Source organism: Luteimonas sp. KH_071, assembly GCF_057838005.1.
Map to the genome: position 1 here is coordinate 290,325 of NZ_CM174458.1, position 21,627 is coordinate 311,951.

Annotated in this window: 21 protein-coding genes; 15 read left to right on the forward strand and 6 right to left on the reverse strand. The window is 70.3% G+C overall.

Annotated features, from left to right (window positions below; all coding sequences use genetic code 11):
• Nucleotides 1–107 precede the first annotated feature (107 nt).
• Nucleotides 108–407, reverse strand: a complete 300-nt coding sequence (locus AC3IRM_RS01345) for a DUF2218 domain-containing protein (RefSeq protein WP_489204538.1) — start codon at nucleotides 405–407, stop codon at nucleotides 108–110.
• A gap of 138 nt (nucleotides 408–545) precedes the next feature.
• On the opposite strand from AC3IRM_RS01345, the gene gph reads away from it, so the two are divergent.
• Entirely contained in the window at nucleotides 546–1,220 is a 675-nt protein-coding gene (gene gph, locus AC3IRM_RS01350; protein ID WP_489204539.1) for a phosphoglycolate phosphatase, read from the forward strand.
• 112 nt (nucleotides 1,221–1,332) lie between these two features.
• Here the strand turns inward: gph and AC3IRM_RS01355 are convergent, their stop codons facing one another.
• Entirely contained in the window at nucleotides 1,333–2,316 is a 984-nt protein-coding gene (locus AC3IRM_RS01355) for a mitochondrial fission ELM1 family protein (protein ID WP_489204540.1), read from the reverse strand.
• An 84-nt stretch (nucleotides 2,317–2,400) separates the two neighbouring features.
• Here AC3IRM_RS01355 and AC3IRM_RS01360 point away from each other — a divergent pair, with 84 nt between their 5' ends.
• The 6 genes from AC3IRM_RS01360 (at nucleotide 2,401) to AC3IRM_RS01385 (ending at nucleotide 7,247) form a co-directional block, all read left to right on the forward strand.
• Complete coding sequence (locus AC3IRM_RS01360; protein WP_489204541.1) at nucleotides 2,401–2,988, forward strand: malonic semialdehyde reductase; 588 nt, start codon at nucleotides 2,401–2,403, stop codon at nucleotides 2,986–2,988.
• Nucleotides 2,989–3,052: 64 nt separating this feature from the next.
• A complete protein-coding gene (locus AC3IRM_RS01365) occupies nucleotides 3,053–3,769 on the forward strand; it encodes a YceI family protein (RefSeq protein WP_489204542.1) in 717 nt (238 codons plus the stop codon).
• Between the two features lie 75 nt (nucleotides 3,770–3,844).
• Nucleotides 3,845–4,525: a pirin family protein gene (locus AC3IRM_RS01370; protein ID WP_489204543.1), complete on the forward strand. Its 681-nt coding sequence runs from the start codon at nucleotides 3,845–3,847 to the stop codon at nucleotides 4,523–4,525.
• A 59-nt stretch (nucleotides 4,526–4,584) separates the two neighbouring features.
• Complete coding sequence (locus tag AC3IRM_RS01375) at nucleotides 4,585–4,776, forward strand: zinc-finger domain-containing protein (RefSeq protein ID WP_489204544.1); 192 nt, start codon at nucleotides 4,585–4,587, stop codon at nucleotides 4,774–4,776.
• Between the two features lie 22 nt (nucleotides 4,777–4,798).
• Complete coding sequence (locus AC3IRM_RS01380; RefSeq protein WP_489205795.1) at nucleotides 4,799–5,917, forward strand: glycosyltransferase; 1,119 nt, start codon at nucleotides 4,799–4,801, stop codon at nucleotides 5,915–5,917.
• Nucleotides 5,895–7,247 (forward strand): O-antigen ligase family protein, encoded by a 1,353-nt coding sequence (locus tag AC3IRM_RS01385; protein WP_489204545.1) that lies wholly within the window; start codon nucleotides 5,895–5,897, stop codon nucleotides 7,245–7,247. Before AC3IRM_RS01380 ends, AC3IRM_RS01385 begins: the two co-directional genes overlap by 23 nt.
• A gap of 209 nt (nucleotides 7,248–7,456) precedes the next feature.
• Here AC3IRM_RS01385 and lpxL read toward each other — a convergent pair whose 3' ends face one another.
• On the reverse strand, nucleotides 7,457–8,365 hold the full coding sequence (gene lpxL / locus AC3IRM_RS01390) for an LpxL/LpxP family Kdo(2)-lipid IV(A) lauroyl/palmitoleoyl acyltransferase (protein ID WP_489204546.1): 909 nt from the start codon (nucleotides 8,363–8,365) through the stop codon (nucleotides 7,457–7,459).
• 50 nt (nucleotides 8,366–8,415) lie between these two features.
• On the opposite strand from lpxL, the gene waaA reads away from it, so the two are divergent.
• Nucleotides 8,416–9,756, forward strand: a complete 1,341-nt coding sequence (gene waaA / locus AC3IRM_RS01395; protein ID WP_489204547.1) for a lipid IV(A) 3-deoxy-D-manno-octulosonic acid transferase — start codon at nucleotides 8,416–8,418, stop codon at nucleotides 9,754–9,756.
• A 13-nt stretch (nucleotides 9,757–9,769) separates the two neighbouring features.
• Here waaA and AC3IRM_RS01400 read toward each other — a convergent pair whose 3' ends face one another.
• The 3 genes from AC3IRM_RS01400 to AC3IRM_RS01410 form a co-directional block, all read right to left on the reverse strand.
• Nucleotides 9,770–11,131 carry a TolC family outer membrane protein gene (locus tag AC3IRM_RS01400; protein WP_489204548.1) on the reverse strand — a complete coding sequence of 454 codons (1,362 nt, stop codon included), beginning with the start codon at nucleotides 11,129–11,131 and terminating at the stop codon, nucleotides 9,770–9,772.
• A 17-nt stretch (nucleotides 11,132–11,148) separates the two neighbouring features.
• A complete protein-coding gene (locus tag AC3IRM_RS01405; protein ID WP_489204549.1) occupies nucleotides 11,149–11,811 on the reverse strand; it encodes a protein-L-isoaspartate O-methyltransferase family protein in 663 nt (220 codons plus the stop codon).
• A 136-nt stretch (nucleotides 11,812–11,947) separates the two neighbouring features.
• The gene (locus AC3IRM_RS01410; RefSeq protein WP_489204550.1) at nucleotides 11,948–12,625 is read right to left on the reverse strand and encodes a TetR/AcrR family transcriptional regulator; all 678 of its coding nucleotides are present in this window, start codon (nucleotides 12,623–12,625) and stop codon (nucleotides 11,948–11,950) included.
• 74 nt (nucleotides 12,626–12,699) lie between these two features.
• Between AC3IRM_RS01410 and AC3IRM_RS01415 the strand changes: the two genes are divergently transcribed.
• The 7 genes from AC3IRM_RS01415 to AC3IRM_RS01445 all read left to right on the forward strand — a co-directional run bounded on the left by AC3IRM_RS01415 (nucleotide 12,700) and on the right by AC3IRM_RS01445 (nucleotide 21,606).
• A complete protein-coding gene (locus AC3IRM_RS01415) occupies nucleotides 12,700–13,848 on the forward strand; it encodes an efflux RND transporter periplasmic adaptor subunit (protein ID WP_489204551.1) in 1,149 nt (382 codons plus the stop codon).
• 178 nt (nucleotides 13,849–14,026) lie between these two features.
• Nucleotides 14,027–17,197 carry an efflux RND transporter permease subunit gene (locus AC3IRM_RS01420; protein WP_489204552.1) on the forward strand — a complete coding sequence of 1,057 codons (3,171 nt, stop codon included), beginning with the start codon at nucleotides 14,027–14,029 and terminating at the stop codon, nucleotides 17,195–17,197.
• Nucleotides 17,198–17,294: 97 nt separating this feature from the next.
• Nucleotides 17,295–17,960: a thermostable hemolysin gene (locus AC3IRM_RS01425; protein ID WP_489204553.1), complete on the forward strand. Its 666-nt coding sequence runs from the start codon at nucleotides 17,295–17,297 to the stop codon at nucleotides 17,958–17,960.
• Nucleotides 17,957–19,444, forward strand: coding sequence for an AMP-binding protein (locus AC3IRM_RS01430; protein WP_489204554.1), 1,488 nt, complete (start codon nucleotides 17,957–17,959; stop codon nucleotides 19,442–19,444). Before AC3IRM_RS01425 ends, AC3IRM_RS01430 begins: the two co-directional genes overlap by 4 nt.
• Complete coding sequence (locus tag AC3IRM_RS01435; protein ID WP_489204555.1) at nucleotides 19,441–20,121, forward strand: iron-containing redox enzyme family protein; 681 nt, start codon at nucleotides 19,441–19,443, stop codon at nucleotides 20,119–20,121. The genes AC3IRM_RS01430 and AC3IRM_RS01435 overlap by 4 nt, the downstream gene beginning before the upstream one ends.
• Nucleotides 20,121–20,960, forward strand: a complete 840-nt coding sequence (locus AC3IRM_RS01440; protein ID WP_489204556.1) for an SDR family oxidoreductase — start codon at nucleotides 20,121–20,123, stop codon at nucleotides 20,958–20,960. Before AC3IRM_RS01435 ends, AC3IRM_RS01440 begins: the two co-directional genes overlap by 1 nt.
• The gene (locus AC3IRM_RS01445) at nucleotides 20,941–21,606 is read left to right on the forward strand and encodes a tetratricopeptide repeat protein (protein ID WP_489204557.1); all 666 of its coding nucleotides are present in this window, start codon (nucleotides 20,941–20,943) and stop codon (nucleotides 21,604–21,606) included. The genes AC3IRM_RS01440 and AC3IRM_RS01445 overlap by 20 nt, the downstream gene beginning before the upstream one ends.
• The last annotated feature ends 21 nt before the right edge of the window (nucleotides 21,607–21,627 follow it).

Below are 21,627 nucleotides of genomic sequence, written 5' to 3' on the forward strand. Positions count from 1 at the left end.
TAGGAGCGTGCGCGGGCGCTGTCCTGCTTGAATCAGATGGTCCGGCGGTCCTGTGGTGCGCCCCATCCAGGCGTCCCCCGCATGCGGGGGAGGGCTTCAAAGCACACTCACCCCGGCTGCCAGTCGAACGCCAGCGTCTCGTCGCGTGCGAAGCGCTGCAGGTGGTTCTCGATGACCTGCTGGTAGCGCTCGGTGTCCTCGGCAGTGGGCTGGGTCAGCACGATCCGCAGCGTGTCGTCCTCGACGAAGAAGTCGGCGCCGTGTTCTTCGCCCTGGAAGGGGATGAACGCGTGACCGCCTTCTTCGTCGCGGGTGATCTCGAACTTGTGCCGCCAGTGATTGCACAACGTGCGCAGCAGGCGCGGGGCGTCGTTGGACGTGGTGGTCGCGGTGGTGGTGATCGACATGGGGGACTCCTGCGGGCGGCGCGTCGCCGCGGTCGCGAGCATAGGCGCGCGGCCGCGCGTCGTGAACCCCGCTGCGCCGATGCAGCCTTGCAGGCGCAATGTCGCACACTGGGCGGCCCCTTTTCCCGCAGGTGTTCCATGGCCGATTCCGCCACGCCGCGCGCATTCCCCTGGCCGGTCGTGCTGTTCGATCTAGACGGCACCCTGGTCGACAGCGCGTCCGATATCGCCGAGGCAGTCAACCGCTTGCTGGCCGAGCTCGGCCATGCGCAGGTCGACGAAGCCACGGTGCGCAGCTGGATCGGCGACGGCGCCCGCCAGCTGATCACCTCGGCGCTGCAGCACGCCGGCGAGACGCAGACGGTCGATGCGGTGATGCCGCGTTTCCTGCGGCATTACGAAGACTGCCTGCTGCTCGATCCGCAGGTGTATCCCGGGGTGGAATCGACGCTGCAGGCGCTGCAGGCCGCCGGCGTACGCATGGCCGTGTGCACCAACAAGCCCGCGCAGTTCGTACCGCCGCTGCTCGAGGCGCTGGGCATCGACGGCTATTTCGACGCGGTGCTCGGCGCCGGCGACCTGCCCGAGCGCAAGCCGCATCCGCTGCCGCTGTTGCATCTGGCCGAAGGCTTCGGCGCCGACATCGCGCAGTGCCTGATGGTTGGCGATTCGGCCGCCGATGCCGGCGCGGCGATCGCGGCCGGCGCCCCGCTGGTGCTGGTGAGCTATGGCTACCGGCGCGATTTCGATCTGCATGGCTGCGGTGCGCGTGCGGTGATCGAGCGGTTCGACCAGCTGCTCGAATTACGCTGAAGGCGCCTGCGCTTTTGTAGGCGCGCGCTTGCGCGCGATGGGTGGTTGCCTGATCGTCGCATCGCACCTAGGCGCGCTCCTACGCGAGCACCTGCCGCGATGGCGGCGGGTGTCAAAGCCCAAGCCGTGCCCGCACCTCGGCTGCGATCCGCGCGGTTTCGCGCAACGGCATGACGTCGAACACAGACAACGCGTCCTCGAGCACGCGCGCACGTCCATCCGCCAGCAGGCCATCGACGAAACGTTGCGGCGCGCCGTCGAGTGGCCCGGGCGCGAACACGAACACCGGCGCGTGCGTCGCGCAGGCCTCGGAGAGCATGTTGACCGAGTCCGACGAGCACACGATGCGGTCGGCCCAGCCGAGTATCCCGGCATACGGATTCGCGCCGTCGCCCTCGTCCGTCCACACGCAGCCGGCATGTCCCGCATAGCGCGCACGCAACGCATCACGCACGCCTGGCGATGTTCGCCGCGAACCGGTCAGCAGCAGGCTGCCGCCCTCGCGCGCGACGATCGCGTCGAGCCGATCGGCGAGCGCGTTGAACGCGGCGACGTCGAAATGCCCGTGCCGCGAATCGCCGCCGAGCAGCACCGCGATGCGCGGGCCGGGCAGGAGGCCGAGTGCCGGATGCGCCGCGCGCGCGGCGGCCAGCCACACGTCGTCGACCGGATGCAGGCTGCCGCGTGCGACCAGCACGTTGTCACCGCGCAGGGCGTCGTGTTCGGGGACGACGACTAGATCCCAGTGCCGCGGATCGATGCGCGGATCGAGAATCTGCACCGTGCGTGCGCCGCGTCGACCGGCCAGCCGGGTCGCGAGCGCCGCCTGTCGGCCGCAGCCGATCGCGATGTCCGGGGCCGTGTCGAGCCGCGCGGCGTAGGCGTCGCCGAAGGCTTGGCCTGCGCCGGGCAGACGCCGCGGCGCGGCCCATCGCCACGGCGCGCGGGGATCCAGATGCAGGATTTTACTGTTCGATGACAACGCGGCCGCCAGCGCCTCGGCCTGGCGCGCGTTGCCGGCGCGCCCGTCGCTGAGCGCCCAGATCCGTCCGCAATCCCGCTCTTCGCCTGGTCGATGTTCCACGTATGTGATCATCCGTTCTGCGCCGCCGCACGCGTCGCGCCGCCGCAGGACTCTACACTGCGGCCCTGCCTGGCCCATCCGATCCGAGGTTGCCCGATGACCGATGTTCTGCCCGATGCCGCGCTCGACCAGCTGTTCCGCACCGCCCGCACCTACAACGGCTTCAGCGGCGAGATCAGCGACGACACGCTGCACCAGCTCTACGACCTGCTGAAGTTCGCGCCGACGTCGGCCAATTCCTCGCCTGCGCGTTTCGTGTTCGTGAAGTCGGCAGAGGGCAAGGCGAAGCTCGGTGCGGCGTTGAGCGAAGGCAACTATGAGAAGACGATGTCGGCGCCGGTGACGGTGATCGTGGCCCACGACGAGGACTTCCACGAAAAGCTGCCGTTCCTGTTCCCTCACACCGATGCCAAGAGCTGGTTCGACGGCCCGCGCGAGAACCGCGAAGTGCCGGCGTTCCGCAACGGCAGCCTGCAGGGCGCGTATCTGATCCTGGCCGCGCGCGCGCTGGGTCTCGACACCGGTGCGATGTCGGGCTTCGACAACGCCAAGGTCGACGAGGCGTTCTTCGCCGGCACCGCGATCAAGTCGAACTTCCTGGTCAATCTCGGCACCGGCGATGCGTCGACGATCTTCCCGCGTTCGCCGCGCCTGCCGTTTGACGAAGCCGCGCGCGTCGTCTGAAGGTTTTCCACTGCGCGGTCCTTCCGACTGCGCGGCCTCCACCCACCTGTTCGAGGATCCGCCCATGCGTACCGCCCACCTGCTGCTCCCGCTTGCCGCCGCCCTTGCCCTCGCCGCCTGCGCCCAGCAGGCACCCGCGCCTGCGGATACGACCGCGGCCGCTGCATCCACGCCCGCGCAGCCGGCGTCCGAAGCGATGGCCGAAACCGCGCCGACCGACGAGGCCATCACCGGCGTATCGGGCACCTACGTGCTCGATCCCAAGCACACCGACGTGATCGCCCAGTGGAGCCACTTCGGCTTCTCCAACCCGATCGCGCATTTCGGCGATGTCTCCGGCCAGATCGTCTACAACGCCGAGAACGTCGGCGCCTCGTCGGTCGAAGTCACCCTGCCGCTGTCGGGCCTGAACTCGCACGTCGGTGATTTCGACGAGCACCTGCGCAGCGCCGATTTCTTCGACGCCGCCAAGTTCCCGAATGCCACGTTCAAGAGCACCGCGGTCGAAAGCGCCGGCACCAACAAGCTCAAGGTCACCGGCGACCTGACCATCAAGGACATCACCCGGCCGGTGGTGCTCGACGTCACGATCAACAAGTTCGGCGAGCAGCCGATGGCCAAGCGCGCCGCCGCGGGCTTCGATGCCGTGGCCCAGCTCAAGCGCAGCGATTTCGGCCTCGGCATGGCCGCGCCCAACGTGAGCGACGAGGTCGAGCTGCGTATCACCACGGAAGCCATCGTCGCCGAGGGCGATGCGCCGGCGGCGCCTGCCGCGCAGTAAGATTCCGCGTCACGACGCCGGCGCCCGGGTCTCCCGGCGCCGGCGTTTTCGTTTCCGCGTTCCGGATCTGCCCTCATGAAAGTCCATCGTCCCGCCGACCAGCGCGGCCGCACCACGCATGGCGCCCGCACGCGCCTGTGCACGTTCTCCAGCGGTGATTTCCACGATCCCGACTGGCTGGGCTTCGGCGCGTTGCGCCAGCTCAACGAAGAACAGCTGCCGCCCGGCGCGACGGTGCCGACGCAGCGCGTGGCGAACATGGAACTGCTGACGCTGGTGCTCGACGGTTCGCTGGCCCGCGACGGCGTCACGCTCGATGCCGGGGCACTGACCTGGGCCGGTGCCGGCCATGGCAGCGACACGCCGGTCGAAACCGCGCGTGCCGAGGGTGCGCGCGTGCTGCGCATCGCGATCCAGCCGGATCGGGTCAATCTGCCGCCGGCCGCCGATGTCTCGCAAGTTCCAGCAGTGGACGGCTGGAACTTGCTGGCCGCGCCCGATGGCGTTGCAGACAGCCTGCCGATCCGCCAACAGGCCTGGCTGCGCCATGCGCGACTGGCGCCCGGTGCGGGTCTGGAACTGGTACTTGATGCCGTGCAGCGACATTGGCTGCAGATCCTGCGTGGCGGCGTGGCTGTCGATGGTCAGTTTCTGACCGCCGGCGATGCATTGGGCTGGCACGGCAAAGCCCTGGGCACCGATCTCGTCGCCACGTCCGATGGCGTCGAACTGTTGCTGATCACCCTGCCGGGCTGAGCCCGCCTGCACGGCCGCGCGGTAGAATGGCGGCCTCCACGCCGATGAAACCCGCCGTCATGACCGCAGCCCCGACGCAAGCCAACGCCGCCCAGCGCTACGAAGTGCGCCGCGCCGACCTGCCGCTGAGCTGCCCACTGCCGTCGATGGCGCTGTGGAACTCGCATCCGCGCGTCTATCTGCCGATCGAAGCCGAGAACGGCGAGTCCGGCTGCCCGTACTGCGGCGCGCATTTCGTCCTTGTCGACTGAGCGCGGCGCGCTGCGCGCCCGCATGCGCCGACCGCTGACCGTCGTCCAGTTGCTGCCCGCGTTGTCGTCGGGCGGCGTCGAGCGTTCCACGATCGAGATCGCGCAGGCGCTGGTCGATGCCGGCCATCGCGCGATCGTCGTCTCCGCTGGCGGGCGCCTCGTGCCCGCGCTGGAGGCGACCGGCGCCACCCACGTGACCCTCGACATCGGTGCGAAATCACTGCGGGTGCTGCGTCACGTGCGCACGCTGCGCCGCCTGTTCGCCGAGACCGGCGCCGACATCGTGCATGCCCGTTCGCGACTGCCGGCGTGGATCGGCTGGTGGGCGCTGCGCGGCATGCCCGGAGCGCGTCGTCCGCATTTCGTCACCACCATGCACGGGCTCAATTCGCCGTCGCGCTACAGCGCGATCATGGCGCGCGGTGAGCGGGTGATCTGCGTATCGGACACCGTGCGCGACTATCTGCTGCAGCACTATCCGGCCACACCCCGCGCGCGCCTGCGCGTGATCCCGCGCGGGATCGACCCGACGAAATTTCCGGCCACGCCGCAGCCGAATATCGCTGCGCGCGCCGAGATCGCCGCGCGCTGGCCCGCGCTCGGTGGCGACGGCCCGCTGCTGCTGCTGCCCGGCCGCGGCACGCGACTCAAAGGGCATCACGACGCGATCGCGCTGCTCGCGGATCTGCGCGCCGATGGCCTCGATGCGCGGCTGTGGATGCCTGGCGCGCGCGAGGCGGGACGCGAGGCCTATCTCGAGGAACTCACGCGCGCGGCCGACGCCGCAGGTTGCGGCGACGCGCTGGCGATGACGACGCCCACCGATGCGATCGCACAGGCCTACGCCGCGAGCGATCTGGTGCTGCAGCTCTCGCGCAAGCCCGAGGCCTTCGGTCGCACCGTGCTCGAAGCCTTGTCGTGCGCGCGTCCGGTCGTCGGCTGGGCACATGGCGGGGTCGGCGAACTGCTCGCACACCTGCAGCCCGAGGGCGCGGTGGCACCGTTCGACCGCGCCGCACTGGCGCGCGCCGCACGCGTGCTGGTCACGCGAGCGCCGGCCCGAGCCGGTACGATGCCCGACACGCTGCGTGCGATGCAGGAGGCGACCCTCGCGGTCTATGACGAGTTCGACGACAACTGAAACCGCGAGCGGCGCGCGTGTGCCGCGACCCGTCGGCTGGCGCTGGGCGCCGCACTGGGTCCTCGCATCCGTGATCCTGTGGCCGGCGCCGGGTTATGCCGAGGGCGTGATGGTGCTGGGCGCGCTGGCCGCGATCATCCATCTGGTCGGTGCGCGTTTCCGCGGCGGCGCCGCGCTGCTCAGCGCGCCGGCCTGGGCGCTGACCAGCGTGCTGTTCTTCGCCTACTGGCTGCCGCAGCTGATCTCGGCGGTGGACTCGGTCGATATCGGACGCGCGCTGCGCGAAGCGCTGGTCGATCTGCGCTATCTCCCGTTCCTGTGGCTGGTGGCGTCCGCCGTCGCGACACGTCGCGGCCGGCGTATCACCCTCGGTGGCCTGGCGGTGATCGTCGCGGTCTGGACGATCGACGGCCTGTGCGAGGTCGTGTTCGGCACCAGTCCGCTGTTCTTCGGTATCGACCAGCTCAAGCAGCTGATCAGCAGCCGGCCGATGTGCACGGTCGAAGAGATCGCGCTCGCAGATCGCATCGGCGGCGTGCTCGGCCCCTGCAACCTCAAGCTCGGCGTGGTGCTGGCGAGTCTGTCGCCCTTCGGCCTGTACTGGGCGGGTCGCCGCTTCGGCGCCAGCGGCTGGGTGATCGCGAGTGCGGCGATCGGTATCGTGCTGCTGTTCGCCGGGTCGCGCGCGTCGTGGCTGACCTACGCCCTGGTGCTGCTGTTCTCCGGCTGGCGCCTGCTCGGCTGGCGCCGCCTGCTGGCGGTGTTCGCGGCCGGCGTCGCGATTGCGGTGGTCGCAGCCGTGAGTTCGCCACAGGTCCGCGAGCGCATCGAGCGCACCGCGATGGGCATGTCGGCCGACGAGGCCGGCGTCGACAACGCCCTGTCGGGCCGCGCCCGGATCTGGGACGCGGCGCTGTGCATGGTCCGCGAGAACCCGATCAACGGCGTCGGCGCACGCGGCTTCCGCGAAGCCTTCCCGGGCTGCGATCCGCGCCCCGACGAAATGGCGGCCTGGGGCGATGGTCCCGCGTTCCACGCCCACCAGATCGTGCTCGAGATCGGCAGCGAAACCGGACTCATCGGCCTGCTGATGTGGCTGGCCGGCGTGGCGATGGCCTGGCGTGCGTGGCGCTTCGCTTCACCCGAAGCGCGAGAACAGGCGCGCCCGGCGATGCTCGCGCTCGCGGTCACCGTGTTCCCGCTCAACACGCATCTCGCGTTCTATTCGACGTTCTGGGGCGGCTTCACGCTGCTGCTGTCGGCGTTGTATGCCGGCAGCCTGCTGGCGCGCGTGGAGCCGGTGCAGCCGGAAGACGGCGTGCTGCGCTGACGTCGATGCGCGGCGAGTCGAGCCTCTTTCCTGCCGTAAGAGGTGGTGGGGTGAGGACGCGCTCTAGCGCTTGAACTGCGCAACGCGCCGCTCCAGGCGCGGAGCGGTGCCTGGAGACCGCTGACGCGGCATGCGGAGCGCAGCCCGGTCGAATCCCGAAGCGCTGCGAGGCACCGGCGGACCGACATCTGGATCCGCGAAATTCCCGCTCAGTACAGCGACTCACCATCGGGCTGGCGTTTGAAGCGCCGATGGATCCACAGGTACTGGTCGGGCGCCGCGCGGGCCATGTCCTCGATGCCGGCGATGACGGCCGCGGTGTCTGCGGTCGCATCGGTCGTCGGATAGGGTTCGGGCGCCGGAGACAGCGTCAGCGTGTAGCCGCCGTCGTCGCGCCGCACATGCCGGTAGAACACCACCGCCGCACCCGACAGGCGCGCGAGCGAGTGGGTCGAGGTGAGGCTGTGCGCGGGGCGGCCGAAGAACGGCACGTAGACCGCGTCGCCGCCACTGGGATCCTGGTCGGGCGCGTACCACAGCAGGCCGCCGCGCTTGAGGTGCCGCACCACGCCGCGCACGTCGCGCTTGGGAAACATCGCCGCGGCATAGCGGGCACGTCCGCGGCGCACGGCCCATTCCATCGCCGCCGCCGAATGCGGGCGATACATGCCCGCCAGCGGGATGTAGTCGCACATCAGGCGGCCGCAGACTTCGAGCGTGGTGAAGTGACCGGACACGACGATCACGCCGCGGCCAGCAGCGCGCGCGGCTTCGACATGCTCGACGCCCTCGACGATCAGCCCACGCCGCAACGGCTCGATCGAGCCCCACCAGGCGCGCGCGAATTCGAACAGGCCGATGCCCAGCGCATGGAAATTCCGGCGCAGCAACACAACGCGCGCAGGCGCGTCGAGTTCCGGAAAACACAGCTCGAGATTGCGCGCGGCCACGCGGCGACGGCTCGCCAGCGCAATGCGCAAGGTGTCGCCGAGTCCGCGGCCGAGCGCGCGCTGCAGCGGCCACGGAATCCGCGCCGCGAGCGCCATCAGGCCGATGCCGATCCATGCCGGCCAGTGGCGCGGTGCAAGCGGCGGGCGGGGCAGGGGCGTCGTCGACATCGGTCCATTGTAGAAGGTGGCGCCGTGCAGGCTTCCGCTATCCTGTGCGGATGCCGGCCGACACCACAGAACGACTGCTGCGCGGCCTCTACTCGGCCCTGCTCGTCGTGCTTGCGCCGATCACGGTCTATCACCTGATCTGGCGCGGGTTCCGGCAGTCGGCGTATCTGCTGCGCTGGGACGAGCGCTACGGCATCTACCGCACGCCGCCGCTGACGGCGCCGGTGTGGGTGCACGCGGTCTCGGTCGGCGAGGTCAACGCCGCGGCGCCGCTGGTCAACGCACTGCTCGCCCGCGATCCGGCGCGTCGGCTGCTGGTCACGACGATCACGCCGACCGGCTCGGAACGCGTGCGCGCGCTGTGGGGCGATCGCGTCGAGCACGTCTATCTGCCCTACGACCTGTCGGGTGCGGTCCGCCGGTTCCTGCGCCATTTCCGCCCGCAGATCGGCCTGATCGTCGAGACCGAGCTGTGGCCGAACCTGCTGTTCTGCTGCCGCGATGCCGGCGTGCCGACGGTGGTCGTCAACGCGCGCCTGTCGGCGCGCTCGCTGCGCGGGTACCGGGTGCTGCGGCCGCTGGTCGGGCGCGCGCTGCGCACCGTGCGCCGCGTCGCGACGCAATCAGCCGACGACGGCAAACGCTTCGTGAAGCTCGGTGCGCTGCGCGACGCGGTGATCGACACCGGCAACCTGAAATTCGACATCGCCCTCGACGAGGCGAAAATCGCGGCGCTGGTCGCCGACTTCCGCGGCCGCGCGGGCGCGCGCCCGGTGTGGATCGCGGCCAGCACGCATCCCGACGAGGAAGCTGCGGTGATCGACATCCACCGCCGCCTGCGTACGCGCTGGCCGGACCTACTGCTGATCTGGGCGCCGCGCCATCCCGAGCGCTTCCGCAGCGCGATGCAGCTGGGCGTCGACGCCGGCTGGCGCGTGGCGACGCGCGCGTTGACCACCTGGCCCGATGCCGGCGACGACGTCTTCGTGCTCGATACCCTCGGCGAACTCGGTCTGTTCTTCGCCTGCGCCGATGTCGCCTTCGTCGGCGGCAGCCTGCAGGACATCGGCGGCCACAACCTGCTCGAGCCGGCCGCGGTCGGCACGCCGGTGGTCACCGGCCCGCACCTGCAGAACTTCACCGACATCGCCAAGCAACTGGGGCGCGCGGACGCACTGCGGATCGGCGCGGACGCGGACGCGGTGCACGACCACATTGCCGCGTTGCTCGATGATGCGGACGCGCGACGCGCGATGGCTGAGGCCGGGCGTGCGCTCGTCGCCAATGGCCGCGGCGCGCTGGCGCGCACGCTGGCGCTGATCGAACCCGATCTGCCGCTGCCGGACACGAAAACGGCGCGGATCCTGCGATCCGCGCCGTCGGCGAACTGAAATCCCGGACCGCTTACTGCGGCGGCGGTGTCGCCGCGCCGGTACCGGTGGACGCACCGACGCTGTTGACGTCGACGGTGAGCTGGCGGTTCACGTCCTGCAGGTTGCCGATGTCCAGCGTGCCCGCGGCCTGTTCGAGAAGCAGGCGGCTCTGCAGGAAGTTGTACTTGGCGAAGGCATAGGCCTGGCGCGCCGAGAACAGGTTCTGCTGGTTGATCAACACGTCGATCACGGTACGCGTGCCGACTTCCAGGCCGACCTGCGAGGCCTCGTAGGCGCTGTTGGCCGAGACCAGTGCCAGACGGCGGGCCTCGACTTCGGTGATGCCGGCGACGAGGTTCTGGTAGGCGCTGCGGGTGTTGCGTTCGATCGCGCGGCGCTGCGCTTCGTACTGGTCGGCGGTGATGTCGCGCTGGGCGATCGACTGGCGCACACGCGACTGGGTGATACCGCCGCTGAAGATCGGCACGGTCAGCGTCAGGCCGATGCTGTTGGTCTCGCCATTACGGCCCAGCGTGCCCTGATTCGTCTCGCCCCAGCTGTCGCTCCTGCCGTAGCTGGCGCCGAGATCGAGCGTCGGCAGGTGCGCCGACTTCGCCGCGGTCACGCCGTACTCGGAGGCGGTCACCTGGTAACGCAGCGCCTGCAGCTGTGGATTCTGGTCGATCGCGGTGGCGACCCACGCCTCGGCATCCCGGCCTTCGGGCAGCTGCGGGGTGAAATCGTCGGGCAGGCCGCGCAGGTCACGGATTTCCGAGCCGGTGATCTCGGCCAGCGCCTGGTAGGAATCCTGCAGCGCGTTGCGCTGGACGATCGTATTCGCGCGGGCGCCGTCGTACTGGGCGCGCGCCTCGTGCACGTCGGTGATCGGCGCCAGGCCCACTTCGAGGCGCTTGTCGGCGAAATCGAACTGGCGCTTGAACGCGGCCTCGGCGGCTTCGGCGGCGGCCAGGGTCTCGGTCGCCACCAGTACGTCGAAATACGCCGCGGCGGTGCGCGTGATCAGCGAGTCGTTGTCGGCGTCGAGCTGGAAGTCGGCCGCCGTGCTCAACGCGCGCTGCGAGCGCAGCGTCGAGATCTGGCCCCAGTCGAACAGCACCTGGCCGGCATTGACGCCGACGCTGCGCGTGCGCCCTCGGCCCGAGACACCTGCAGCACGGCTGTCGGTCAGCGAGGCACTGCCGTTGATCTGCGGCAGCAGCGCGCCGCGGGCCTGGACCGCGCCTTCCTTGGTCGACAGGCGCTGCGATTCGGCGATCGACAGCGTCGGATCATTGGTGCGGGCCAGCTCGTAGGTCTGGACGAGATCGGCGGCCAGCAACGGACTGGACGTCAGCGCGAGTGCGAGCGACAGGAACAGGGGGCGGCGGAACATGGAGGATCCTTGGGCGATCAGAGAGTGAACTGCGGCACCGGCGCGGCGCCTGCGAGGTAGGCGAGCCCGGTCTCGAACAACGATTCGATGCGCGGCGCGTTGACAGCGTCGCCTTCGCGATGCACCAGGACGGCTTCCATTGCGGGCGCGCGGCCGCGGACGATGAACATGCGGCCGCCGGGACGCAGCCACTGCACGAAACGCTCGGGAATCACATCCACGGCGCCGCAGACGCAGATCGCGTCGAAGCGGCGGTCGGTATTCCACGCGAACGCATCGGCGGTGATCACGTCGACATTGGCGATGCCCTGCGCCTGCAGGCGGCCGCGGGCGGCGTCGGCGAGGTCGTCGTGGCGTTCCAGGCTGACGACATCACGGGCCAGATAGCCCATGCACGCGGCGAGATAGCCGCTGCCGGTGCCGATCTGCAGCACTTCGTCGCCCTGCTCGAGCGCCAGCGCCTGCAGCGCACGGCCTTCGACCACGGGCTTGAGCATCAGCTCGCCGTGGCCGAGCGGGAGTTCGAGGTCGGCATAGGCCAGCGCGCGGCGCGGCTCGGCGACGAACGCCTCGCGCGGCACGCGCGAGATCGTCTCGAGCACGCGCGCATCGAGCACGTCCCAGGGCCGGACCTGTTGTTCCACCATCGCCGCACGGGCCTTGGCGTAGTCGATCATCATGTTGCGGGTTCCTTCGTTCGCCAGCCCGCAATTCTAGCGGTGCGGGAGCGGGTTCATCATCGCGGGGGTGTGGCAGTCGACGCAGTGCCGGAAGTCACCGGCCCAGACGGCACGCGGGCGGCCCATGTGACAGCGTTCAGCGACGCCCGTAGGCGCGCAGGAACATGTCGACCGAAGCGTCCAGGTGCGCGCGCCGTTGCGCGGCGCACTGGCCGGCGTCGTCGCAGTCGAACACCATCCGCTGGTGCAGGTCGCCCTTGAGCAGCACGAAGAACTGCGCGGCGGCGGTCGGCACCAGGGCCTCGTCGATGTCGAGATCGCCGGTTTCGATCCGGCGTCGCAGCAGCGTCGCGAACGACGACTGCACGCGCTCGGGGCCGCCCTTCCAGAACCGCTGGGGCAGGCGCTTCTCCACCATCTGCGGCGTGCACAGCAGGCGGTGGCCGGCAACGGCCTCGGGCGAGGACACCATCGCGAAGAACGCGTCGGCCACTTCCAGCAGGCGCTGGCGCAGGGGCGTCGCCGGCGCGGGCTCGAACACCGAATCGGGCATCTGCTGCTCGCAGTAGCGCGCCGCGGCTTCGGTGAACAGCGTGTCCTTGTCGCCGAAATGGCTGTAGACGGTCAGCTTGGACACACCGGCCTCGGCCGCGATCTGGTCCATGCTCACGCCCTCGAAGCCCTGCTGCAGGAACATGCGCTCCGCGGCTTCGAGGATCGCCGCGCGCTTGGCCAGATCCTTCGGACGGCCAGGACCGGCCGCCGCCTTTTCGGGCGTCGGGACAGGGGTCAGCGTGGACGGACGCGTCGACATGGCCGGCAATACTATACCAATGAGTTCTGAAAATATAGGATACGCCTCCGTATCCCTTTTGCTGGACGGTCGCCATGCGCCGCCTGACCCTGCTTCGCCCCGCGCACCGCGGCCTGCCGTTGATCATCGTCTGCGCGCTCGCCCTGGCTGCCTGCGGCGACCGCAGCGCGCCCGAACCGGCCGCGCGACCGGTGCTCGTGGTGACGCCTGCGGCGTCCGGGGACAGCGGTGCCTCCGCATTCCCGGGCGAGATCCGTGCCCGTGAGGAAGCCACGCTGGCGTTCCAGGTCGGCGGCCAGCTGATCCGGCGCGATGTCGACGCCGGCGCACACGTGCGTGCCGGCCAGGTCCTGGCCGAGATCGATCCCGGCGATCTGCGGCTGCAGCAGCAGTCGGCGCAGGCGCAGGTCGCATCGGCCGAAGCGGAATACGCCCGCACCCGGACCGATCGCGCGCGTTACGCCGCGCTCGTCGACCAGCAGCTGATCAGCCGCTCGCAGATGGACGCGCAGGACGCGGCCTATACCGCGGCGCAGGCGCAACTGCGCGCCGCGCGCGCGCAGGCGGACGTCGCCGGCAACCAGGCCGGCTACACGCAGTTGCGCGCACCGCGCGACGGGGTGATCGCCAGTCGCGAGGCCGAAGCCGGGCAGGTGGTCGCCGCGGGCCAGGCGATCTTCATGCTCGCCGGCGACGACGGCCGCGAAGTCGCGATCGCATTGCCGGAATCGCGCATCGCGGACTTCATGATCGGCCAGCCGGCGCAGATCGAACTGTGGAACCGACCGGGCGTCCGCGTGCCGGGCACGATCCGCGAAATCGCCGCGGGCGCCGACCCGCAGACACGGACCTACGCCGCGCGCGTGGCGATCGCCGACGACGCGCTGGAAGGCCTCGAACTCGGACAGAGCGCCCGCGTCTATCTCGTCGGCGCCACATCGGACTCGGCGCTGCAGGTGCCGTTGACCGCGATCCAGCCGGGCGCGGATGGCGGCAAGGCGGTCTGGGTGGTTGATCCGGCGGACGGCACCCTGCGTTCGGTGCCGGTGGAGACCGGAGCGTACGGCGCGCGCAGCGTGCCGGTGCTGTCGGGTCTCGCGCCCGATGCGCTGGTGGTGGCGGCCGGCGGGCATCTGCTGCGCGCAGGCCAGCGGGTGACGCCGGTGGATCGCGAGAACCGGCCCATACATCTGGAAGCGCCGAAGCCGGTAGCCGCCGAATGATCAGGCTGTCGATCGCAAGCCGGTCCCGCTCGGGGCAACCACACCGCCCCCGCTTGCGGGGGAGGATGGGTGGGGGCATGTATCCGTTGCCGCGTTTCTGCAGGCGCGCGCTCGCGCGCAACGACGCGTTGCCGGTCAGGCTCTCGCGCGCGAGTGCGCGCCTACGGGCAGCCTGCCCATGAGCCGCTTCAACCTTTCCGAATGGGCGCTCGGCAACCGCACGCTGGTGCTCTACATGATGCTGGTCGTCGCGGTGGCCGGCATCTTCTCCTACGGCCGGCTCGGCCAGTCCGAGGATCCGCCCTTCACCTTCAAGGCGATGGTCATCCAGACCCAGTGGCCGGGCGCCACCGCCGAGCAGGTCTCGCGCCAGGTCACCGAGCGCATCGAACGCAAGCTGATGGAGACCGGTGACTACGAGTTCGTGAGTTCGTATTCGCGCCCGGGCGAATCGCAGATCGTGTTCCACGCGCGCGACGACATGCGCTCGGCGCAGATTCCCGATCTCTGGTACCAGGTGCGCAAGAAGGTCGACGACCTGCGTCCGCAGTTGCCGCAGGACATCGTGGGTCCGTTCTTCAACGACGAGTTCGGCGATACCTTCGGCAACATCTACGCGCTGACCGGCACGGGTTTCGACTACGCGATCAAGAAGGATTACGCCGACCGGATCCAGCGCGAACTGCAGCTGGTCGACGACGTCGGCAAGGTCGAGCTGGTCGGGCTGCAGGACGAGAAGGTCTGGATCGAGGTCAGCAATACGCGACTGGCCACGCTGGGCATTCCGATGGCCGCGGTGCAGCAGGCGCTGGCGGAGCAGAACGCATTGGCATCCGCGGGCTTCTTCGAAACCGACAGCGCACGCGTGCAGCTGCGCGTCGACGGACCTTTCGATTCGATCGACGCGATCCGCGACTTCCCGATCCGCGCCGGCGACCGCACGGTGCGTCTGGGCGACATCGCGACCGTCGAGCGCGGCTTCGCCGATCCCGCCGCGCCGCGCATGCGGTTCATGGGCGAAGACGCGATCGGCATCGCGGTGGCGATGCACGACGGCGGCGACATCCTCGAACTCGGCAAGCGGCTGGAAACCGAGTTCGCGCAGCTGCAGGAGACGCTGCCGGCCGGCATGGAATTGCGCAAGGTGTCCGACCAGCCGCGCGCGGTGCGCGATTCGGTCGGCGAGTTCGTCAAGGTGCTGGCCGAGGCGGTGATCATCGTGCTGCTGGTGAGCTTCGTGTCGCTGGGCCTGCGCACCGGACTCGTCGTCGCGGTGTCGATTCCGCTGGTGCTGGCGATGACCTTCATCGCGATGGACCAGTTCGACATCGGCCTGCACAAGATCTCGCTCGGCGCGCTGGTGCTCGCGCTGGGGCTGATGGTCGACGACGCGATCATCGCCGTGGAAATGATGGCCATCCGCATGGAGCAGGGCGACAGCCGGCTCGCGGCGGCGAGCTACGCCTGGACGCACACCGCGTTCCCGATGCTGACCGGCACCCTGATCACCGCGGCCGGCTTCCTGCCGATCGCGACCGCCGCATCGAGCACCGGCGAGTACACACGCTCGCTGTTCGAGGTGGTGACGATCGCGCTGGTCGTGTCGTGGATCGCCGCGGTGCTGTTCATCCCACTGCTCGGCGAGAAGATGCTGCCGGATCTGGCGAACCCGCAGCCGCCGCGCCCGGGCTCCTTGCCGGCACGCTGGCGCGATGCGCGGGCGCGCGCCGCGGACCGCTGGCCGGCCTTCGCCTTCGCGCTGGCGCCGAGCGCGCCGCGCGCGCACGACCACGATCCCTACCAGCGCCCGTTCTACCGGCGCTTCCGCACGTGGCTGCACTGGTCGCTGACCCATCGTTGGCTGGTGATCGGCGCGACCGCGGCGATGCTGGTCGCGTCGCTGCTGCTGTTCCGGTTCGTGCCGCAGCAGTTCTTCCCCGATTCGACGCGGCTGGAACTGATGGTCGACGTCGAGTTGGCCGAAGGCAGTTCGCTGCGCGCCACCGAAGCCGCGGCCGCGCGTCTGGACGCGCTGCTCGACGGGCACGCGGGCATCGATTCGCGTGTGTCCTATGTCGGCAGCGGCTCGCCGCGCTTCTATCTGCCGCTGGACCAGAAACTGCCGCAGGCGAACTTCGCCCAGTTCGTCGTGACCACGACCGATGTCGAGGCGCGCGAGCGCATCCGCATGTGGCTGATCGACGAGGTCGGGCCGACATTCCCCGAACTGCAGTTGCGCGTGACGCGGCTCGAGACCGGGCCGCCGGTCGGCTATCCGGTGCAGCTGCGTGTGTCGGGCGAACACGTCGAACGCGTGCGCGTCATCGCCGATGCGATCGCCGAACAGGTGCGCGCCAATCCCGGCGTCGCCAACGTCAATCTCGACTGGGACGAACCCAGCCGCGTCGTGCGCCTGCTGGTCGACCAGGAACGCGCCCGCGTGCTCGGCGTCAGTTCGCAGACCCTCGCGCAGTTCCTGTCGAGTTCGCTGTCGGGCCTGCAGGTCAGCACGTATCGCGAGGGCAATGAACTGATCGGCATCGTCATGCGCGGTGCCGACGACGAACGCGGCCAGCTCGACATGCTCGAGAGCCTCGCCATTCCGACCTCCAGCGGCGCATCGGTGCCGCTGGGCCAGATCGCGCGGCTCGACCCGACGTTCGAGGACGGCATCATCTGGCATCGCGACCGGCTGCCGACGATCACCGTGCGCGCCGACATCCGCGGCGAGGCGACGCCGCCGACGGTGGTCGCGCAGATCCTGCCGACGCTCGAAGGCATCCGCGCGTCGATGCCCGACGGCTACCGGCTCGAGACCGGCGGCACGGTCGAGGACTCCGGCAAAGGCCAGGATTCGATCAAGGCCGGCCTGCCGCTGTTCCTGTTCGTCGTGGTGTCGCTGCTGATGCTGCAGCTGCGCAGCTTCTCGCGGACCGCGCTGGTGCTGCTGACCGCGCCGCTGGGCATGATCGGCGTGACCCTGTTCCTGCTGGTGTTCCGCGTGCCGTTCGGCTTCGTCGCGATGCTCGGCACGATCGCGCTGGCCGGCATGATCATGCGCAACTCGATCATCCTCGTCGACCAGATCGAGCAGGACATCGCCGCCGGCCACGCGCGCTGGGACGCGGTGATCGATGCGACGGTGCGGCGCTTCCGCCCGATCGTACTGACCGCGGCGGCGGCGATCCTGGCGATGATCCCGCTCTCGCGCAGCGTGTTCTTCGGCCCGATGGCGGTGGCGATCATGGGCGGGCTGACGGTCGCCACGCTGCTGACCCTGATCTTCCTGCCGGCGCTGTATGCCGCCTGGTTCAAGGTGCGCGAGGACGAAGCGCCGCGCGCGGGCTGAACGCCAGGATGCACTGCGTGCACCGCGGGCCGCGCGGAACGAAGTCCTAACAACGGGCTAATCGAGGCTTAATCGTGCGGCCACAGCATGCCGCGCCATGGACACCGCTTCCGCCCGCATCTCCGCCCGCCTGCCACGGCCCTGGGCACACTGCCGCGTCGTCGCACACGACGCGGTCGACCGCGCCGAGGTCGAGGCCTTCATCGCCCACGTCTATCTCGCACGGTACGGCGCGCGGCTGCGCAGCTTCCTGCCGCATCTGCTCGCGTTCCGCGATGGCGACGGCCGTCTGCTGGCGGCGGTGGGCCTGCGCACCGGCAGCGACGGCGCGCTGTTCGTCGAGCAGTATCTCGATGCCCCCGCAGAGACGATCGTCGCCGCGTCGGTCGGGCGCACGGTGTCGCGCGGCGAGCTGGTCGAGGTCGGCAATCTCGCCGCGCTGTCGGCCGGCGATGCCCGCGCGCTGATCGTCCACCTCACCGGCGCCTTGCATGCAGCCGGCCTGCGCTGGGTGCTGTTCACCGCGACGCGCCAGTTGCGCAACGCCTTCGACCGCCTGCATCTGGCGACCGTGGTGCTGGCCGACGCCGACCGCTCGCGCGTGCACGACGACGGCACCGACTGGGGCCGCTACTACGAGGTGCAGCCGCAGGTGCTGTTCGGCGATCTCGCCGCCGGCCACGCCTTCCTGCAGGCGCGTGCGACGCCCGAGGTCGCGCCCTGGCATGGCGCCGTGGCGACCTGCGCGAACCTGCCCGCATGAGCGGCTTCGGCGATCTGCTCGAGGGCCTGGCGCATGCGCCCACGCGCGTGCTGACGGCCGACGGCGCGCTCGATGCGCCCGCGCTGCGCGCCCGCGCGCTGGCGATCGCCGATGCGCTGCAGGCGCGAGGCGCGCGAGTCGTCGCCAGTCGGCTCGACAACGGGCCCGACTGGCTGGCGCTGGATCTCGCACTGCGCGCGCGTGGTCTGGTGCATGTGCCGCTGCCCACGTTCTTCAGCGCCGCGCAGACCGCGCATGCGCTCGCGCGCAGTGGCGCCGATCTGCTGGTGCTGGCCGAGCGCGCCGCATCGCACGCAGACACGCAGCCGCTGCTGCCGGGCCTGCGCGTCCGCATGCTGGATGCCGCGGGTGCGGCGATGCCTGCGGGCATCGCGTGCATCACATTCACGTCCGGCACCACCGGCCAGCCCAAGGGCGTGTGCATCGGCGACGACGCGCTGCTCACTGTCGCCGGCGCGCTCGTGGACGCGTCGCGTCCGCTCGCACCGGCGCGGCATCTGTGCCTGATGCCGCTGTCGACGTTGCTGGAGAACATCTCCGGTCTCTACGGCGCGCTGCTGTCGGGCGCCGACATCGCGGTGCCACCGCTGGCCGAGATCGGCTACAGCGGCGCCGCCGGGCTCGATGTCCCGCGGCTGCTCGCCTGCCTGCACCGCTACGCGCCGCACAGCCTCATCGTGTTCCCGCAACTGCTGCTGGCGCTGGTGACCGCGGCCGAGCAGGGCGTCGCGCTGCCGGCCTCGCTGCGCTTCGTCGCCGTGGGTGGCGGCCGGGTCGGGACTGCGCTGCTGGCGCGTGCCGCCGCGCTCGGACTGCCGGTGTTCGAAGGCTATGGCCTCAGCGAATGCGTCTCGGTGGTCGCCCTCAACCGGCCCGGCGCGGTGCGCGCCGGCAGCGTCGGGCGGCCGTTGCCGCATGCGCGGGTATCAGTGGTCGACGGCGAGCTCCATGTCGCCGGCGTGCGCTGCCTGTCGTATCTGGGCGAGGACGCGCCGCCGCCGGGCGCCATCGCCACCGGCGATCTGGGCCATGTGGATGCCGACGGTTTCGTCCACGTCACCGGCCGCCGCAAGCACATGTTCATCACCGCGTTCGGTCGCAACGTCTCGCCCGAATGGGTGGAGAGCGAGCTGCTGCAGCATCCGTTGTTCGCACAGGCGATCGTGCTCGGCGAGGCACGCCCATTCAACGTCGCGGTCGCCTGGCTGCGCCGCACCGATGCAGATGACGCCACCGTGCAGCGCGCCCTTGCCGCGATCAATGCCGGCCTGCCCGACTACGCGCACATCTCCCGCGTGATCCGTGCCGACCGCCCGTTCACCGCCGCCGACGGCCTGCTCACCGACAACGGCCGGCCGCGTCGCGACGCGATCGCGCACGCCTACGCCGGTGCCATCGCAGGCGTCTACGACGAGGCCTGCGTCTCCCCTGATTCCGCCCCCACACAGGAACTGCCCGCATGACCTTCCACGACCGCCTGCTGGCGGAGACCGCCGATGCACGCGCCACCCTCGTCACCCTGCCGATCATCCAGCACGCCCTCACCGGCGATATCGCGCGCGAGACCTACGTCGATTTCCTGACCCAGGCCTATCACCACGTCCGCCATACCGTGCCGCTGCTGATGGCCTGCGGCGCACGCCTGCCGGCGCGGCTGGAATGGCTGCGCACTGCGATCGGCGAATACATCGAAGAGGAGATGGGGCACCAGGAGTGGATCCTCGACGACATCGCCGCCTGTGATGCGGACCGCGCGGCCGCGGCGGCGTCGGAGCCGTCGCTGGCGACCGAGCTGATGGTCGCCTACGCCTACGACACCATCGCGCGCGGCAATCCGGTCGGCTTCTTCGGCATGGTGCTGGTGCTCGAAGGCACCAGCGTCGCCCTGGCGACGCGCGCGGCGACGAGCATCGAGACCTCGCTGGGCCTGCCGCGCACCGCCTTCAGCTATCTGCTGTCGCACGGCGATCTGGACATCGAACACGCCGGCTTCTTCGAATGCCTGATGAACCGCCTCGACGACCCGGACGACCAGGCCGCGGTGATCCGCGCCGCGCGACGCTTCTATCGCCTCTACGGCGACGTCTTTCGCGGCCTGCACGTGCCCGCGCACGCGCTGCGCCAGGCGGAGGCGGCGTGATGGACCTCGACGGCAGGACCGTATTGCTGACCGGCGCGACCGGCGGCATCGGCGCGGCACTCGTGGCGACGCTGGTGGCGCGCGGCGCGCGCGTGCTCGCGGTCGCGCGGCACGCGGACCGGCTGACGATGCTGGCGCGCAGCCATCCGGCAGGTGCGGTCACGCCGTTCGCCGCCGACCTGACCGACGCGGTGGATCGCGCGGCATTGCTGGCGCATGCCCGCACGCTGCTGCCTGCGCCGTCGGTCCTGGTACTCGCACATGCACGTCCATCGTTCGGTCTGTTCGCCGCGCAGGCCGATGCCGAGTTCGAGGCATTGGTGCGCACCAATCTCGTCGCGCCGATGCAGCTGATCCGCTGCCTGCTGCCGGTGTTGCAGGCCCACGGCCAGGCCGCCGTGGTCGCGGTCGGTTCGACCTTCGGCAGCCTCGCCTTTCCCGGGTTCTCGGCCTACAGCGCGAGCAAGTTCGGCCTGCGCGGTCTGATCGAAGGTCTCGGCCGTGAACACGCAGACGGCACCGTGCGCTTCCAGTACATCGCCCCGCGCGCGACGCAGACGCCGTTCAACGCGCCGGCCGTCGATGCGCTGAACCAGGCGCTCGGCACGCATGTCGACGCGCCCGATCACGTCGCCGAGACCTTGGTGCGCGCGATCGAACGTGGCACCCGACGGCGCCAGCTCGGCTGGCCCGAAGCCCTGTTCGCCCGCCTCAACGGGCTGCTGCCCGCCTTGATCGACCGCAGCCTCGCGAAACAACTGCCGCTGATCCGCCACCACGCCGGTGGCGCCACCTCCAACGCACCCCAGGAGCACCGCCATGATCCGCTTCCGCTCTGACCGCCTCGCCGCCGCCCTGCTCGCCGCCTGCCTGGCGCTGCCGGCACTCGCATCCGCCGCCGAACCCGCCGCGCCCGTCATCGCCGTGCGCGACCAGTGGGCGCAGGCCGCCTACGTCACGCCCAAGGCCCAGCGCGAAGCCGCACTGGCGGCGCTCGCCGATCGCGCGCAGGCGCTGGTGACCGCGCAGCCACGCGACCCGGGCGCATTGATCTGGGACGGCATCGTCCGCTCGAGCCTCGCCGGCGAGCGTGGCGGTCTCGGCGCGTTGTCGCTGGTCAAACAGGCGCGCAAGGATTTCGAGGCGGCGATTGCCGTTGACGACACCGCGCTCGGCGGCGCGGCGCATACCAGTCTCGGCGCGCTGTACTACCAGGTGCCGGGCTGGCCGGTCGGCTTCGGAGACGACGCCAAGGCGCGCGAACATCTCCAGCGCGCCCTCGCGATCAACCCCGGCGACATCGACGCCAACTACTTTTACGGCGACTTTCTCCGCGACCAGGGCGACTGGGCCGGCGCCGCGGCGGCGTTCGAGAAGGCCGTCGCCGCGCCGGCACGCCCGGGGCGTGATGTCGCAGACCGCGGCCGCCGCGCCGAGGCGACACGCAAACTCGCGGAGGTGCGCCAGCACCTTGCCAGCCGCTGAGCGCCGCCACAGACTGCGGCG